Origin of the sequence: Absiella sp. AM09-50 (assembly GCF_003433845.1) — a bacterium.
Taxonomy (GTDB): domain Bacteria; phylum Bacillota_I; class Bacilli_A; order Erysipelotrichales; family Erysipelotrichaceae; genus Hoskinsella; species Hoskinsella hominis.
Genome location: NZ_QVFI01000021.1, coordinates 1 through 17528 on the forward strand (window position 1 = coordinate 1; position 17528 = coordinate 17528).

At 33.5% G+C, this 17528-nt stretch carries 14 protein-coding genes; 10 read left to right on the plus strand and 4 right to left on the minus strand.

The genetic code is table 11. The features are described from left to right. Positions 1-126 precede the first annotated feature (126 nt). From DW114_RS15395 to DW114_RS15420, 6 genes are all read left to right on the plus strand, one after another. Positions 127-930 (plus strand): MurR/RpiR family transcriptional regulator, encoded by an 804-nt coding sequence (locus tag DW114_RS15395; protein ID WP_158552305.1) that lies wholly within the window; start codon positions 127-129, stop codon positions 928-930. Between the two features lie 158 nt (positions 931-1088). Next, positions 1089-2465, plus strand: a complete 1377-nt coding sequence (locus DW114_RS15400) for a glycoside hydrolase family 1 protein (protein WP_117454635.1) — start codon at positions 1089-1091, stop codon at positions 2463-2465. Positions 2466-2478: 13 nt separating this feature from the next. Then, entirely contained in the window at positions 2479-3789 is a 1311-nt protein-coding gene (locus tag DW114_RS15405; protein ID WP_117454689.1) for a PTS sugar transporter subunit IIC, read from the plus strand. Then, on the plus strand, positions 3786-5075 hold the full coding sequence (locus DW114_RS15410; RefSeq protein WP_117454636.1) for a family 1 glycosylhydrolase: 1290 nt from the start codon (positions 3786-3788) through the stop codon (positions 5073-5075). Before DW114_RS15405 ends, DW114_RS15410 begins: the two co-directional genes overlap by 4 nt. Before the next feature lie 200 nt (positions 5076-5275). Continuing rightward, a complete protein-coding gene (locus DW114_RS15415) occupies positions 5276-5893 on the plus strand; it encodes a manganese efflux pump (RefSeq protein WP_117454637.1) in 618 nt (205 codons plus the stop codon). A gap of 176 nt (positions 5894-6069) precedes the next feature. Further along, positions 6070-7413, plus strand: coding sequence for an ATP-binding protein (locus DW114_RS15420; protein ID WP_117454638.1), 1344 nt, complete (start codon positions 6070-6072; stop codon positions 7411-7413). Between the two features lie 16 nt (positions 7414-7429). Here the strand turns inward: DW114_RS15420 and DW114_RS15425 are convergent, their stop codons facing one another. Next, positions 7430-7648, minus strand: coding sequence for a helix-turn-helix transcriptional regulator (locus tag DW114_RS15425; protein ID WP_117454639.1), 219 nt, complete (start codon positions 7646-7648; stop codon positions 7430-7432). A gap of 3 nt (positions 7649-7651) precedes the next feature. Beyond that, a complete protein-coding gene (locus DW114_RS15430; RefSeq protein ID WP_117454640.1) occupies positions 7652-8290 on the minus strand; it encodes a DUF3796 domain-containing protein in 639 nt (212 codons plus the stop codon). A 498-nt stretch (positions 8291-8788) separates the two neighbouring features. Here DW114_RS15430 and gpmI point away from each other — a divergent pair, with 498 nt between their 5' ends. The 3 genes from gpmI (at position 8789) to DW114_RS15445 (ending at position 13050) form a co-directional block, all read left to right on the plus strand. Next, positions 8789-10363, plus strand: coding sequence for a 2,3-bisphosphoglycerate-independent phosphoglycerate mutase (gene gpmI / locus DW114_RS15435; RefSeq protein WP_117454641.1), 1575 nt, complete (start codon positions 8789-8791; stop codon positions 10361-10363). Positions 10364-10539: 176 nt separating this feature from the next. After that, complete coding sequence (locus tag DW114_RS15440) at positions 10540-12525, plus strand: FUSC family protein (RefSeq protein WP_158552304.1); 1986 nt, start codon at positions 10540-10542, stop codon at positions 12523-12525. A 90-nt stretch (positions 12526-12615) separates the two neighbouring features. Beyond that, entirely contained in the window at positions 12616-13050 is a 435-nt protein-coding gene (locus tag DW114_RS15445; RefSeq protein WP_117454643.1) for a GNAT family N-acetyltransferase, read from the plus strand. Between the two features lie 149 nt (positions 13051-13199). Here the strand turns inward: DW114_RS15445 and DW114_RS15450 are convergent, their stop codons facing one another. Beyond that, positions 13200-13883, minus strand: coding sequence for a DUF2461 domain-containing protein (locus DW114_RS15450; RefSeq protein WP_117454644.1), 684 nt, complete (start codon positions 13881-13883; stop codon positions 13200-13202). After that, positions 13883-14746: an RNA polymerase sigma factor gene (locus DW114_RS15455; RefSeq protein ID WP_117454645.1), complete on the minus strand. Its 864-nt coding sequence runs from the start codon at positions 14744-14746 to the stop codon at positions 13883-13885. The genes DW114_RS15450 and DW114_RS15455 overlap by 1 nt, the downstream gene beginning before the upstream one ends. Before the next feature lie 223 nt (positions 14747-14969). Between DW114_RS15455 and DW114_RS15460 the strand changes: the two genes are divergently transcribed. Further along, entirely contained in the window at positions 14970-17510 is a 2541-nt protein-coding gene (locus tag DW114_RS15460; RefSeq protein WP_117454646.1) for a YhgE/Pip domain-containing protein, read from the plus strand. Positions 17511-17528 lie beyond the last annotated feature (18 nt).

Below are 17528 nucleotides of genomic sequence, written 5' to 3' on the forward strand. Positions count from 1 at the left end.
TATTCAGTACGTTTTAATTATTTGTACTGTCTACTTTTGAGAATCGTATCAGTAGGCACAGCTTTTTCTTTTCATTAAATGAAACCTATAGTAGAATATAATAAAAGATAGAAGGAGATGTATCCCATGGCAATGCAGACACCCGTACTTTCATTATTATTACGTGAAATCAATGTGACAAACAAGAAAGGAAGCTCTTATGATATCGCAAAAGCTTTGATGCAGCATTATCATGAAATTCCAAGTCTGACAATTCATGAACTGGCAGATACATGTTTTATATCATCAGCTTCACTATCAAGATTTATCAGAATGCTTGGCTTTGATCATTATACAGAATTTAGAAATGCATGCCAAAAAGAAATTGGAATAGAAGTTGACTATTCAAAAGAAGTATCAAAAGCAAGTATTGATGATATGCGGCCTATTTTAAAACACTATACTGAGAATATAAAAAATAATATTGATTTTACATTTCAACAGCTTGATTTTAAACAGTTGGAGCGTATTACAAAAAAGATGTTTGAAGCAAAAGAAATGGCGTTTTTCGGATTAGAATTTGCGACATTGCTCGGTCAGCACTTTCAAGTAAAGATGGCAAGTATGAATAAACTTGTCAGACTTGGATTAACATATGAGGAACAAAAGGTGATTGCAGCTAATCTTCATGAAGGAGCACTGGTATTTGTGGCTTCATTAGAAGGCGGCTACTTCTATCGTAATGATGAAGTCATGGAAATATTAAAGGAAAAACATGTGACGATTGTCGCAATGACAATGAATGAAAATACAAAGCTAATGAAAGATGTAGATGAAATCTTGATTTGTAATAAAGAAAACAGCAATACAGAAGGTAGAATTACATTACTATATATGATTGAAATTTTATTAATGTATTATTTTGTAAATTATCAAATGTATAATATCTAAAGATGATTAGGCTTTAATAACGGATGCCATCATCTTTTTTTATGTCAGTTTCATTTTTTGAAACTGGCTGTGTTTTTTTGAAATTGCGCAGGCCTTTTTGATGACTAAGATTTCTTCCTTTCATGATAAAGTTTATATGTAAAACGAGGAGGCAAGTTATGAAAGATAAAAAAACATTTCCAGAATCATTTCTTTGGGGCGCAAGTACAAGTGCATTTCAAATTGAAGGAGCTTATCTGGAAGATGGAAAAGGATTATCCACAACGGATTGTCGAAATGTTCCTGAGGGTATTGCAGATGGTAAAGTCGCAAGTGATCATTATCATCATGTAGATGAGGACTTACAGTTGATGAAGGATTTAGGAATCCAAATATATCGTTTTTCATTCAACTGGGCAAGAATTATGCCAGATGGGAAACATGTGAATGAAAAAGGTCTGCAGTTTTATGATCATATCATTGATACCTGTATAAAGAATGGAATCATTCCCTTCCCAACACTTTACCACTTTGAAATGCCGCAAGCATTAGTAGATGCTTATGGAGGGTGGAAATCAAGAGAGTGCATTGATGATTACGTTAATTATGCTAGTATATGTTTTAAAAGATGGAAAGATCAGGTACCTTATTGGGCAACGATCAATGAACAATTGATTGCAAGTGCAGCATCAGATTTAAATGGGAATAAAGAAAGCAGTCAAAAAATAAAAGATATGTATCAAATGAGTTATCACATGTCATTGGCTGAGAAAAAAGCTATGAAGCTTTTGAAACAAATATCTCCAAATACCAAAGTTGGTGTTGTTTGTTCGATGCAGGTCATTTATCCAGCATCATCAAAACCAGAGGATATTCAGGCCGCATATGATGCACAGGATATGCTGCAGAATATGTTATTGGATATGAGTGTTTATGGAAGATACCCACAACGGGTTACACATTATCTTAAAGAGAATGAATTATATCCAATCACAGAAGTACAGGATGAAGAAATATTAACATCATCAAAACCTGACTTTATCGGTGTAAATTATTATGCCAGCAACTGCGTAAAAGCAAAAGATATCACAGAAGATGAAAGTAAACTGCCACCATTCTATCGCAATCAATTATTCTCTATAGCATCTAATGAACATCTAAAGAAAACCAAATGGATGGAGTTTGGCATTGATCCAAAAGGACTTGAAATTGGTATCCAGCAATTATTTGAACGTTATCATCTTCCTGTAATGATTACGGAAAACGGGCTGGCTTATTCTGATGAACTAAAAGATGGAAAGATAGAGGATGATTATAGAATTGAATATCTAAAAGAACATATGGAAGTATGTCATGATTTGATCAAACAGGGATATCCATTGTTTGGATACTGCCCATGGTCACTTATTGATGTATTGAGTTCTCATCAAGGGTTTGCGAAACGCTATGGTTTAATCTATATCGATCGAAGCGACACAGATGTTAAAGAATGCAAAAGAATACCAAAAAATAGTTTTTACTGGTATCAAAAAACAATCAAAGAAAACGCAATTTGAGGAGGAAAAAAAGATGAATAAATTTATGAGTTTTATGGAGAAATACTTAGTACCTTTAGCCAATAAAGTATCTGGTAATCGTTATTTAAAAACAATCAGTAATGGTTCTATGTCCTTACTTGGCATCATTATGTTAGGATCTTTATTTACAGTTGTTTCTTCTATTACGTGGGAACCTTATCAAAGCTTCTTAACATCTACAGGGTTAGGAACCTTGTTTGGTTATGTGCCAGACTTCACTATTGATTTATTAGCATTATACATGGCTTTTTCTATTGGATATCAGGGTGCAAAAGTATTTGATATCAAAGATAAAGCATTCAACGCAGGTGCTATTTCACTGGTTTGTTTCTTATTATTAACACCAATTAACAGTACTGCAGTAGAAGGCTCTACATTCCTTGATATCAGTTATTTAGGCGCAAAAGGTGTATTTGTTGCGTTGATTACTGGTATTATTACAGTAAAAATTCTTGCGTTTTTTGTGAAGAAAAATTTTACGATTAAAATGCCAAATGGTGTCCCTAGTATGGTCATGGAATCATTTTCTGCATTGATACCTGCAACTGTCATTGTATTAGTATTTGGATTAATCAAACTAGGCTTTGCGAATACTACATATGAAACAGCCAATAACTTTATTTATACAATGCTACAAACACCTATTCAGTCTTTAACTGGAAGTCTACCAGCATTCTTGGTATTGATTTTTATAGCTCAATTGTTATGGTTCTTTGGAGTACATGGCTCCATGACTGTATTGCCAATTTTATTCCCTGTATTCTTAGGCTATCTTGCGGAAAATACAGCTGCAGTTGAAGCTGGACAGATTGCGCCAAACGCTATTAACTTTGGATTATATGACTTAGCATGTCTTGGCGGATGTGGTGCAACAATTGGCTTGGTAATTGTCATGTTCTTTTTCTCAAAAAGTAAGCGATATAAAGCTTTCTCAAAACTTGTATTGCCTTGTGGCTTATTCGGTGTCAATGAACCAGTCGTATTTGGTATGCCTTTAATGTTAAATGTCATGATGCTGATTCCATTCTTGATTACACCAATTATTATTGTAATCTTAGGATATTTCTTAATTCAGATTCATGTAATTACACCAACCATCGGGGTATTAGGTGCTGGTTCTTTACCACCACTTGTACATGGTATCGTACAAGGTAGTTTGTCCTTTGGTATCTATGAATTATTTGCGACTGTTATTTCAATGATGATTTATTTCCCATTCTTCAAGATATTGGATAAACAAGCATTTGATGAAGAACAGAATGCTGTAGAAACCGCTGAAGAATCATTCGAGGATTTATTATGATAGATATATTTCAGTATCCAGATATCACGTTTCCAGAAGGTTTCTTATGGGGAGCCACAACAGCTGGACAACAGGTAGAAGGGAACAATTGTTCCTATCACGATGATAAACAATATGCGCCAAAGTTTGCTTATGGTGGCGTTCCATATCAAATGGCTGGTAAAGCGTGTAACAGTTATGAACGTTTTGAAGATGATATTCAACTCTTAAAACAAATGCATTTAGGTATCTATCGTATGTCTATTGAGTGGTGTAGAATAGAACCACAAAAAGGAGTATTTAACGATGAAGCAATACAGCATTATCTGCATATTCTACAACGGTTAAAAGAAGAAAATATCAAAGTATGTTTAACACTTCATCACGTGTCCCATCCTGTATGGTTCCATGAACAAGAGGCTTTCCATACCATGGATAATATGCCGGATTGGGAACGTTATATAGAAAAAGTTGTGCCAATATATAAAGATTATGTAGACTATTGGATTGTGATCAACGAAATGAATATCGTGTTTGAATACAGTGAAGAAGAAAGAATCAATATGTTGCAATATCATGCACGGGGTTATCATATTATAAAAAAATATAGTAACGCTCCTGTTAGTTCAACATTGTCTTATTCCATGAAAGAACCATTTCGTGGAAGATATGATAAAGCAGATTGTGTTATGGCAGACTACATTGATTATGTAGAAAATGAATTCTTCATACATGCGATAAAAACTGGTGAAATCGTTATGCCATTTCATGATGCAGTCTATGTTCCAGAAGTAAAAGATACTTGTGATTTTTGGGCATTAAATACATATGTTCGCCAGTTTATCAATAGTCGTAAAAAGGCCTTTCGTTTTGATAATTATCAGGCAACACATTTTCATGCATTATCCAAACCGTTTTTCTCAGAAGAAATCTGTCCGGATATCATGATTGAGATGTTGATGCGATTCAAAGATAAACCAATTATGATTACAGAAAATGGTATTGCAGTAGAAGATGATCATATTAGAATTGTATACCTTGCGGCAATGCTTCAGGCCATGAAACAGGGAATGGATTTAGGTGCGCAGGTGATTGGATATTTACATTGGTCCCTATTAGACAACTGGGAGTGGGGGACCTATCATCCTACATTTGGTTTAGCAACTGTAGATTCAGAAACATTCGATAGAAAGTTAAAACAAAGTGGTCAATTTTATGGAGATATCGCAAAAAATAATTGTCTTGATCAAAAAATTATAAGAACGTACATGGATCATATGCCCACAATAAAAGATACAGTGAAATAAACTGTATCTTTTTCCTTATTAGAATTCAAGACTATTTGCATTCAAAAGAAAATCATAATATTGATAACAAAAATATTAAAGAAAAATCAATCCTATTGAAAAAAACGTTAATATTAACATAAATTTTCTATAAAACTGTAAAACATATCGCTCACATAAAAATAAAATGACAATAGACTAATAAAGAGGAGCTGGTAAATGTGTTGCATTCCTTCTTGTTAGTGACAGCTTTAAGCCTGGATAGTTTTCTTGCGGCTCTGGCTTATGGCACCAAACATATCAAAATACCTGTGAAAAGCGCAGTTCTGATATCATCCATTGGAGTATTATTTCTATCGGTATCATTGTATGCCGCAAAATTTCTTCAACAGTTCATTCCGCATTGGCTGTGTTCTGGAATATCCTTTACAATCTTTTTATGTATTGGACTTAGTTCTATATTTCAGGGAACCATCAAAAGGATCCTTCGTAAATATAAAAGGAAACAATTAGAATTTGAATATAGTGGCATATCTTTTGTATTAGATGTATACCTTGATGAAACAAAAGCGGATAGCGATTGTAGTATGTATTTGTCATTAAAAGAAGCTGCCTATCTTGCAGTTGCATTATCAATAGATTCTTTAGTTAGTGGGTTTGCGATGGGAATTAGTATTCTTCATCCATTACAAGTATTGATAATTAGTTTTCTGATGGGAGTCTTTGTGATATTACTTGGTTCCTTTTTGGGAAAGCGAATCTTTCATAAAGCTGATATTGATTTAAGCTGGATTAGTGGTATCTTATTCATTATATTAGCATTCACAAGAATATTATAGGTTATGAGATATAGAGCAATCTGTATCTTTTTTTGATATTCATTGGAATAACGTCGCAGATTACGTGTGAAAAATGTAGAAAAACGTCGCAAAACTTGGATAAAAAATATAGAATAACGTCGCAAAAGTGTTATAATTTATATGGAAAAACGTCGCAGAGAAAGGATGTGATATATATGATGTATAGAAAATTTTATGAATATATGATGCAGTGGAAACAAGATAAGAATAAAAAAGCATTATACATTAATGGAGCCAGGCAGATAGGGAAAACGACGTTAATACGTGAATTCGGTAAAAAAAATTATAAAAAGTTCTTAGAAATTAATTTTATAACTACACCTTCAGCTAAAACAATCTTTGAAGGAGATTTGTCTGCGGATTTGTTGATCACAAAACTCACAGCTTATTTTAAAACAGAATTGATACCCCATGATACATTGATTTTTTTCGACGAAATTCAGGAATGTATGGAAGTAAGAACAGCCATTAAATTTTTAGTGGAAGATCGAAGATTTGATTATATAGAATCTGGATCATTATTGGGAGTAACCTATCAAAATGTTAAATCCTTACCAGTTGGTTATGAAGATCCGCATACGATGTATCCAATGGATTTTGAAGAATTTGCGATTGCAATGGGAATCCAACAAAGCACATTGAATATATTAAAGGAAGCATACATAAATAGGAAACCAGTGGATGATTTTATTCATAAAGAAATGATGAAATTATTTAAATTTTACTGTGTTGTAGGGGGAATGCCAGCTGTTGTACAAGCATTTATTCAAACAAAAGATATGGGAAAAGTTATCAATGAACAGAAAGGTATTTTAGAATTATACCGAAAAGATGTTCAAAAATACGCTGAAAAAGGGAAAGATAAAATACAAATGATATTTGATGCAATTCCCGCTGAATTGAATAATAAAAATAAACGATTCATCTTAAGTGATTTAAAAAAGAGCGCAAGAAGTGAGCGATATGAATCTTGCTTCAACTGGTTAAATGATGCTGGAGTAACACTGCCATGTTATAACTTACAGGAATTAAAGCAACCAGTTGCGATAAATCTTTCTAGAAATTTATTTAAATTATTTTTAAATGATACAGGACTTCTATGTGCAATGTCCTCATCAAATATACAATATATGATTATATCTGATGATTTAGATGTCAATGAAGGCAGTATCATGGAAAATATGTTTGCGACTCAACTTGTAAGTAATGGTTATAAAATCTATTATTATGATAAGAAAAAATTTGGAGAGCTTGATTTTGTGATTGAATCAGAAAATAAATTACAGCCAATCGAAATTAAATCTGGGAACAATTATAAAAAACATCCTGCACTAAATCATGTAATCGAAATGAAAGATGACCAGATGAAAAAGCCAATCGTATTTTGCATAGGGAATATCGAAGAAACAGAAGATTTGATATATATTCCTTTGTATATGGTTATGTTTTTGACAGAGCCTGTTTCTTTAGGCAAAATAGACTTCACGTTACATATTTAAAAAAGTAGAAATCATTCTACTTTTCTTTTGGTTTATCAAATATAAAGATATCCTCAATAGGTACTTTCACAACTCTAGATATATCAATCGCAAGCTTTAAAGAAGGATTATATTGTGCTTTTTCAAGGCGCATGATTGTTTCTCTTCTTACACCGACTTTATTTGCTAATTGCTCCTGCGTCAATCCTTGTGCGATTCGATATAGCTTTAATTTACATTGAAACTGCTCATCCATAGCTTAATCCTCTTTTTCCAAGCGATATAAATAATATTTATCCAAAAATAATACAAGGGCATAAATTAAGGATATAGATATTAACATAAAAATAGCACACCATTCCAGGTTCTTTGATAACATCCCCATACCAATACCCCATATTACAATAAATAAGAGCGCAAATCCTGTTTTATAAGCTTTGATAGATGCAGTTTTTACGTTTTGTTCAAATAGTTCATCTCTTAATGTATTTGATAGTTTTCCATCATAATAAAACCCGAAAAAGCCAAAAAAGATAAAGAATATAAATGGATATATGATGCCTGCGCTGTTATAGGTCCAAAAACCTGCAAAGCCAAAGAATCCGAAAAATCCTAAGAAACCTAAATAAGGAGATAATTTCTTTGTGTGCGTGGTATCTACAGGTTTTCTCATATTGTATTTTATAATAAAGATGGTCATATAGATTATATAGATAATGAGCAAAATGCCAGATAATACCATTGGCGTGTCCTTTATATGAAAGGTATAGGTAGAAAAATCCATAGGCTCTACTAATCGACCATGATTATATAAAACTGCATATATAGACGATAAAACCAACAGCAATAGACATACTATTCCCATATAGATGAGATGTTTTACTTTACGTTTATTCATAATATTCCTCCAGTAGGTAGTGATGTATTTATCACTTTATGATATAAATATATCACATTTTAAATTTTTAAACAATAAAAAAGTGACAAATATATCTCATTAATTTTATAACTATATTTAATTAGAAATACGTATGAGTATTGTAAATATTTTAATACATTGTAATAATAATTTAAAAAGTAATAAATTAATAAAATATGGCTTAAATTTAACAATTCTAACAATAATCCATTTCTAATAGAAAATAATGAAAATCATTAAAAATCGTTGACGATAATTTCAGGTCTTGCTTTTATAATTTTAAACGCACTCTTAGTTAAAAAAAGTATCTAAAAATGATATCCTCAATATCATAAAATTGCGATAGTTTTTGAGATAAGGAAGAATTCTGTATAATTCTTGTGAAAATCTTATCAAAAAGTTAAAAACAGAGAACAAAACAGTTTCTAAAACTTGCAAATAGTGTTATATTATTAGGGTAAACAGGAGGTATATATTATGAGTAAAAGACCAGTTGTATTGGTAGTCATGGACGGAATTGGTATCAGTGATAACGAATTCGGTAACGCCGTGAAAGCTGCATACAAACCAACATTAGACGAATTATGGGGAACTTGCCCACACACAGAAATTAAAGCACACGGATTGGCTGTTGGACTTCCAACAGATGGAGATATGGGAAACAGTGAAGTAGGACACAACGCATTAGGATGTGGACAGATCTATTCTCAGGGCGCAAAACTGGTAAACGAAAATATTGAAACAGGCGAAATCTTCAATACAGATACTTGGAAAGATTTAGTCGCAAATTGTAAAGATGGAAAGATGCACTTCTTAGGATTATTATCTGATGGAAATGTACACTCTCACATCAATCATTTAAAAGCGCTAATCAAACGTGCAAAAGAAGATGGTGTTAAAGAAGTAAGAATCCATGCATTATTAGATGGACGTGATGTTCCAGAAACAAGTGCATTGACTTACGTAGATGATATCGAAGCTTATATGGCTGATTTAAATGATGATAACTTCCACGCTTGTATCGCAAGTGGTGGTGGTCGTATGACAATCACAATGGATCGTTATGAAGCAAACTGGGCGATGGTAGAACAGGGATGGCATGTACATGTATTAGGTGAAGGTAGAGAATTCGCCAGTGCAAGAGAAGCTATCGAAACTTATCGTAATGAAACAGGTGTTGTTGACCAGGATCTTCCAGGATTTGTAATCGCAAAAGATGGCAAACCAGTTGGAACAATCGAAGATGGCGACAGTGTTATTCTGTTCAACTTCAGAGGCGACCGTGCACAGGAAATCTCATTGGCATTCGATAATGAAAACTTTGATAAATTTGATCGTGTACGTGTACCAAACGTTATGTATGCTGGTATGTTACAGTACGATGCCGACTTATGCATTCCAAAGAATTTCTTAACACAGCCACCAAAGATCAAATATACATTGACAGAAGAACTTTGCAAACACAATATCCGTGAATATGCAATCAGTGAAACTCAGAAATACGGACACGTTACTTATTTCTGGAACGGAAACCGTAGTGAAAAAGTAAATCCTGCTTTAGAAGACTATGTAGAAATCCAGTCAGATGTTGTACCATTTGAACAGCGTCCTTGGATGAAAGCAGCTGAAATTACTGATGTATTATGTGCTGCAATCGAATCAGGAAATTATGATTTCTTACGTACTAACTATCCAAATGGAGATATGGTTGGACACACAGGAAACTTTGAAGCAACTGTCATTGGTGTAGAAGCAGTAGATTTACAGCTTGCTCGTGTAAAGAAAGCAGTTGATGCAGTCAATGGTATCTTAATCGTAACTGCAGACCACGGTAACGCTGATGAAATGTATGAAAAGAAGAAAAAAGAAGATGCGCCTATCAAAGCAAAAACTTCTCATACATTAAATAAAGTTCCATTCATTATCTATGGTGCTGATGTAGAATTGAAACAGGATGAAAACTTAGGTTTATCAAATGTTGCTGCTACAGTAGCTGACTTATTAGAAGTTGCACCAAATGAACACTGGAACGAAAGCATTATTAAGAAATAAAAATACATTAAGGGTAACGTCTTATGATGTTACTCTTTTTTTATCATGTTTTAATCATATAATTAATAATTTATATATATGTTGCTTAATTTATTTAGATTGTTGCGCATGCAACTATTATTTTGTGAAAAATCGTGATATACTTAAAAAACAATATGTGTATTGGAGGAGTTTTATTGAAAAATCGTAAAAAGACAATAGATAAAATAAAAAAACAATTTATACAGGCAGTACCAACAATCGTGTTCTTTCTCTTTTTATTCTATACGATTTTAATATTTTTTGGCGTACAATATATGACAATCGTATCTTTTATAACAATTATTTTTAAAATACAATATAACAAATCATTTACTATAAAAAAGATGCTGAGCATTACAGTACAGTTACTGGTTTTATCAATGCTCGCATTTTTTGCGACACTTCATCCTGCATTATCCGTACTATTAAACTGCATTGTACCATTTATTCTGGTTTTTGTTCAGGCTTCCCAGTTTAATCAAAAAGGCTATATGGCAAATATGATGGCATTTGTACTACTACAGCTTCGTCCAGTGGGATGGAGTGGCATCTGGCCATTAACAATAGTACTCTGTTATTCTATTCTTGTATTGGCAGTTGCTTTAATTATTGTAGCCTTTACCCATCGACATAAAGATAGTTATGTATTGATTAAAAAAGCAAATACACAGCTATATGATCTAACGCAGTTGATTCTTCATCATCAAGATCCTGCTCATCAGATACAGGCGATGATTTTAACACAACAGGCTTTATATAAGGAAGCATATCAAAGTCGTGGTTTAACTTATGTGATTACAAAATCAGGGAAACTGCATTATATGTTTGCCTTGTTGATGCAAAGAACCATATATTTCTTTGAAAGCCGTTATGAACAGGATATGTTGGAAAAAGAAAATGATTATTCATTATTTGCGACATTTTCTGCTTATACCAAGCATCTGTCTAATATATTAAATGATAAAAAAACGTATCAGAAAGAAGGAGAAATACTTTTACAAGAAGCATCATCCAAAGAAGATAATGATATTTGTGCATTTATACAAAATTTTATGCGATTGTTTATGATTATCCTGGATATACGTGAGGAAGGGAAAGATAATCAGCCAATGAGAGAATGGCGTATGCCACAACATCTGCATCCTTTAGAACAATTAAAAGCTAAATTTCATCTTGACCGTTTTGAATTTCGTTTTGCTTGTCGTTTAAGCTGTGTTATGGTTATTGGATTTTTATTTTCCAACCTTACACAATGGAATCATTCTTACTGGCTCCCATTAAATGCGATTGTTTTACTTCAACCTATGTATGAAGAAAGTAACTATCGTTTAAAAACCCGTTTTATTGGTACGGTTGCTGGAAGTATTGGTGTATATATTTTGCTAAGTATCTTCCCTGGGATTAACGCTCATTTCATCATTGCGACAATCATGGTTACCTGTATGTATACAGCAACACCAGGTAGTTGGATGCAGGCGATGTTTTCAACCTGTTTTGCCTTGACAATGACCACTATGGCTCTACAACAGGAAATAGCAATTGAGTTAAGAATTACTTATGTTGTACTTGCGATTATCCTTGTATTGATTGTGAATCGATTCCTGTTTCCAACCAGTATGACAACGCAGTTTCGTTATAATTTACAACGGATGTTCCATATGCAGCACGCCTATCTTATGATTCTTCGTTCTGCACTAGAAAAACAAATTGACTATGGTGTGATCTGTGATGCCTTAACCAGCTATCATATGGTATATGCACAACTGCATCAGCATGTTTCTAAATTAGATGGTGAGGAAAAAGCTTTTTATCAAGATATCCTTTTAATCTTTTGGCGCATGGCTGCGGAAATGGAACAGTTGTTGTTCCTTGTGAATCAACAACGTATCGGTGTTGATAATCAAAGAGAATTATGGAATTATATTAAAGTCAATCATTATGTACTCCAGCATATCCAGATGATGATGAATTTAGGAGAGGTCAATTTGATTGATGTAAAAGATATAGTTTATAAACGAAAAATTGAGGGAGAACCTTCTTTATCTCTAGCAATGGAACAATATGCAAAACATATATCTAGGCTTTATTACAGGACTTTTACGTATTACAAAGATAAAAATAAACGAATTACTACAGAATAAAAACATCTTTATTGGGAATACTTTAAAAAACATATGCAAGCATGTACGAAACATGTTAAACTAATATCAGAGGTTGAAAGGAGCATATTTATGAAGTATGAAATAAGGAGAGTTACAGAAAATGATTATTTGGATATTCATGCATTAAATCAACAGTTAGGCTACGAATATGATAAAGATAAAGTAAAAGAGCGCATATCTAATCTGTTAGATGCAGGTACAGATATCATTACAGTTCTGGAAGTAGAGGGAAAAGTAGTTGGATATATTCATGGTATTCCATATAATACATTATACACTGATAATCTGATTAATATGGTAGCGATTGTTTTCTCAAATTCAGTAGAAATAGACGCAAAGGCCAAAGGGGAATTATTCTTTGAGTTTGAAAAGCGTGTAAAGAAAAATGGATATCATGGTATTCGTTTAACAGCTGATGTGGAACGTGATTTATTACATGAATTCCTTGTATCAAATGGATTTGAAAACAAACGTGATTTAAAACACTATATCAAATATTTCTAAAAGATTAGTAATTAAGAAAACCATCCTTCATGATTATTTACATAAATGGATGGTCTTTTTTATAGGATAAAGATACGATGTGTTTTAATATATATCTCTATCCGTTATATACACCAAAAAGATAGGCAATTTTGCCTATCTTTTTGGAATCATCGTGTTGGCATTTTAAAATCAATTAGTGCCTTATTGATAAAATCATTAAATGGTTTGACAGCACGGTACATTTCGATAAGGTTATCAAACATATCTCCTTTTAATAAATCAACATCTTCTAAATGGTATTCAACAAACCAATTTTTATATTTTATATATTCAATATAAGGAAAATCAGGATCGTATCCCTTTGGTGGCCGTTTTAATTTTGCGCCAAGTAATTGAAAGTAAGCTGAAAACCGATTATTTGAAAGAATATTTTCAAATTCTTTTGCATGTTGAATTAGATAATTACGCATCATGTTTGTTGCATCACGAAACATATCCGCAAACAAGCCGCCGCCAATAATAGAGTTTCCATCAGGTTCTATATAAATGAAGAAGCCTACAGGAATGGGCAGTTTTCCTTTTTGGGATATGTGAGCACGAAAAGCTGGTCGATAAGGTGATTTATCATTTGAAAATCGTGTATCTCTGACCAATGAAAAAATCAAATCTTTTGGTTGAAATTGTAATATATTTGGTTCATCTTTTGAAATGATAATCATCAAATCCTGTACAAGATTTTCAAATTCCTTCATTGCTTCCATTTTCTCTTTTTTATGCGCATGGTACCATTCTCGATTGTTATTTGCTTTTAAGTCAGATAGATAATGTAAGATTATTTGTAAATCAGCCATTAGGATATCACCTCATCTTTATCATAAGATTGTATTACTTTCATATCATCTGACTCAAGAAGATTTTTCATGAATGCCTCGACAGATATAGGGGGTTCATAATTAGGTAAATCTTCAAAGACAGGTACTTGTTTATCGATCTCTACCATATGATTGGTAACATCTGTTAATAATTGTTCATTCAAAGGCTGAAGTGTATTAAATTCCAAATGATTAGGGTGTAATCGATGACTTGCAATAGCATAGCTGACTCTTTTTTTACAATCACAATAACCAGTTTTCGTTAGTCCACAGTTTTCACCTAAGAACTTGGTCATTTTTTTCTTAGCACGTGAAAGTTTCTGGCGATAGTTATCAGGACTCATATCCAATAACTCTCCAGCAATTTTACTATCTAAATGGAACATCGTTCCTAAGATAAAGATACATCTGGTCTGTGGATCAAAGCATTGCAGCATGACATTTGTACATGACATACGAAGCTCCCATGCCAACTCATCTTCATCTATACCTTGCAACAAGGCTTCATTTTTTTCCATAAAACCATTTTTGGTATCCTGTTCATAAAATTCAAAAGATAATGAGTGCTGAGCAAAGATGGATTTTTTATAATTAATTAAATAATTCACAGATAAACGATAAACCCAGGTAGTAAATGCTGATTCTTGGTGGAAACTGTCTAGTCGTGTCATAATACGTATTAGAATATCCTGTGTCGCATCTTGTGCATCGTGTACATTGCCAAGCATCCTCAATGACAAGTTAAATATAAAATTTTTTACCTCTATTAAAAGGGTTTCCAATGCCTGAGAATCACCTTCCAATGCAGCTTCTACATACTTATTTTGTTCAATTTTATTCATAAAAACTATCCTCCTGTTTTTCTTTCTATAAATTAGACAATTCTTTTCCTTCTTTGTGACAGCATATCACAAAAAATTTTCTATGACATACAATATAAAGTATTTTTATAATTTCATCATCGATCGTTATGAAACCGCATACTTAGACAAAGCTAGCATTTTGTACATTGTTTGTGATGAATACAAGATTATAATGTATGTCATTGATAGAAAGAAGGATACGATGAGAGAAGAATGGAAAGGTGTGCTGCACAGCACATGGCTGAAAATCGTTTTAGTAGCAATTATCACCATACCAATGTTATATGCGGGAATTTTCTTAGGATCTATGTGGGATCCATATGGGAAGGCAGAGGATATACCAGTTGCTGTTGTGAATAACGATAAACAGGTTACTTACAACGATAAAACATTGGATGTAGGAAATGAACTGGTGAAGAATCTGAAAGATAACAAGTCAATGAAGTTTTCTTTTATGGATGAAACACAGGCAATGAATGGATTAAAAGATGGAACATATTATATGGTAATCACCATTCCATCTGACTTTTCAAAGAATGCGACAACATTATTGGATGAACATCCGGAAAAAATGAAACTAGAATATACAACCAATCCGGGTACCAATTATATCGCCACAAAAATGGATGACACAGCAGTGTCTAAGATTGAAGAAAGTGTATCAGCTTCTGTCACAAAGACGTACGCGGATACAATATTCTCACAGGTAAAGACGTTAAGCAGTGGTTTAAAAGACGCAAGCGATGGCAGTACGAAGTTATATGATGGTGTGAATGATGCACAGGATGGCAGTAAGTTGATTAACGACAATTTAAAGGTTCTGGCAAACAGCACATTGACCTTTGAAAATGGTACTTCCACCCTTGTGAAAGGTTTATCTGATTATACAAATGGTGTTACTTCATTACAAAAAGGTTCTATACAGCTTCAAGATGGTTTAACACAGTTAAATGGCAATACGCCAGCACTTGCAAGTGGTATCGCTCAGTTAACAGATGGCAGCCAACAATTACAAAGTGGTGTGAATGAATACACTGGCGGTGTCAATCAATTATCAGACAGCAGTGCTTTATTAGTTGAGAATAATGCAACACTTGTTGGCGGTATCAAGCAGGTAGCACAAGGCAGTACAGCTTTATATCAGGGCAGTCAAAATATCACAAATGGATTAAAAACCATGTCTAATCAAATTGGAGATAACATGGAAAAAAGTAAAGCGGATATTCAAAAACTGATGCATGGCAATCAAGCAGGTGCTTCCAGTATGGATACCTTAAAAGTACAGGCACAACAGTTAAAAGATGCTTTAAATAGCGCAAGCGAAACACAAAAGACGACAATTGATACTTTAAAAACAGTGCAAACAAGTGATGCAGTATCAGCCGCAAAATTGAATGCAGTCATTCAGGGCATGGAAGCATCAAATACTAATTATGAACAGCTGTCACAAGTATTAGATACGCTGGTTACACAAAGCGACCAGATGAAAACTGTATTAAACGGTAATAATCAGGCGATTACCACATTATCACAAAGTATGCAGGATATTAAAACAGCATTAGATGCCCAAGGCACAAGTGCTGAAGATATGGGACTTATACAAGGCATGGAAACTTTACAAAACAATCTTTCCGTTTTAAATCAAAGTCTAAACAGTGATCAGGGTCTTGTGAAAGGTGTAGAAACATATACCAATGGTGTGCGTGCTTTATCACAAGGTGCATCACAAATTCAGGCAAACAGTGATGCATTACGAAATGGTGCCAGTCAGGTTGCACAAGGCAGTCAGGCGTTAAACAATAATGTTCCTACTTTAACACAGGGAATTAGTGAACTTGCACAAGGCAGTAAATCTTTAACACAAGGTGCTAATACACTGGTGTCTAATAACCCTGAAATCTTAAATGGTGCACAGGCACTACAATCCGGAAGTACACAATTAAGTGATGGCGCAAACCAACTGGCAACTGGTTCTGATAGTCTATACAATGGTTTATCTACCATTAAATCTGGTACGTCTACATTACAAACATCGCTTGCAGATGGAGCGAAAAAAAGCAATATGGATATCAGTAATCAAACCAAAGATATGATGGCAAGTCCTGTAACGCTGCAGCATCAGGAAATCAGTACGGTTGAAAACAATGGTCATGCCATGGCACCATATATGATGTCTGTTGGTCTATATGTCGCATGTATGGCATTTACATTGATGTATCCATTATTGAAAAACAACATTCAAACAAAATCTGGATTCAAGCTATGGGCTAGCAAAGCAGGTGTGATGTATGTGATTTCAACCATTATGGCAATTGTAATGATCGGTGCATTAATGCTTGTGAATGGCTTATCTCCATATCAGGTCGCAGGAACCTTTGGTATGGCAATATTAGTCGCAGCAGCATTCATGTCAATGATCGTGTTCTTTAGTATCACATGTGGCAAGATTGGAAGTTTTATCGTATTAATCTTCATGGTATTACAATTAGGTGGTGCAGCTGGTACGTATCCAATTGAAACATCCGGCGTATTCTATAATGTCATTCATCCATTCATGCCATTCACGTATAGTGTAGAGGCATTCCGTCATACATTAGCAATGGGTGGTAATATCACACCAGATATTATGGTGTTTGTGGGAATGATCATTATATTCTCTGTATTATCTATTCTGTTTTATCGCTGGAAAGCAAACATCAGTGATGAAGCATATGAAAAAACAGCTTTAGCGAAATTTCATTAATTCAAGGAGGAGTCAAGC

Bases quoted from the DNA above. Each gene is read 5' to 3' on its own strand.
- DW114_RS15395 (WP_158552305.1), top strand. From the start codon at position 127: ATGGCAATGCAGACACCCGTACTTTCATTATTATTACGTGAAATCAAT.
- DW114_RS15420 (WP_117454638.1), top strand. From the start codon at position 6,070: ATGATGTATAGAAAATTTTATGAATATATGATGCAGTGGAAACAAGAT.
- DW114_RS15410 (WP_117454636.1), top strand. From the start codon at position 3,786: ATGATAGATATATTTCAGTATCCAGATATCACGTTTCCAGAAGGTTTC.
- DW114_RS15430 (WP_117454640.1), bottom strand. From the start codon at position 8,290: ATGAATAAACGTAAAGTAAAACATCTCATCTATATGGGAATAGTATGT.
- DW114_RS15445 (WP_117454643.1), top strand. From the start codon at position 12,616: ATGAAGTATGAAATAAGGAGAGTTACAGAAAATGATTATTTGGATATT.
- gpmI (WP_117454641.1), top strand. From the start codon at position 8,789: ATGAGTAAAAGACCAGTTGTATTGGTAGTCATGGACGGAATTGGTATC.
- DW114_RS15400 (WP_117454635.1), top strand. From the start codon at position 1,089: ATGAAAGATAAAAAAACATTTCCAGAATCATTTCTTTGGGGCGCAAGT.
- DW114_RS15425 (WP_117454639.1), bottom strand. From the start codon at position 7,648: ATGGATGAGCAGTTTCAATGTAAATTAAAGCTATATCGAATCGCACAA.
- DW114_RS15450 (WP_117454644.1), bottom strand. From the start codon at position 13,883: ATGGCTGATTTACAAATAATCTTACATTATCTATCTGACTTAAAAGCA.
- DW114_RS15455 (WP_117454645.1), bottom strand. From the start codon at position 14,746: ATGAATAAAATTGAACAAAATAAGTATGTAGAAGCTGCATTGGAAGGT.
- DW114_RS15405 (WP_117454689.1), top strand. From the start codon at position 2,479: ATGAATAAATTTATGAGTTTTATGGAGAAATACTTAGTACCTTTAGCC.
- DW114_RS15460 (WP_117454646.1), top strand. From the start codon at position 14,970: ATGAGAGAAGAATGGAAAGGTGTGCTGCACAGCACATGGCTGAAAATC.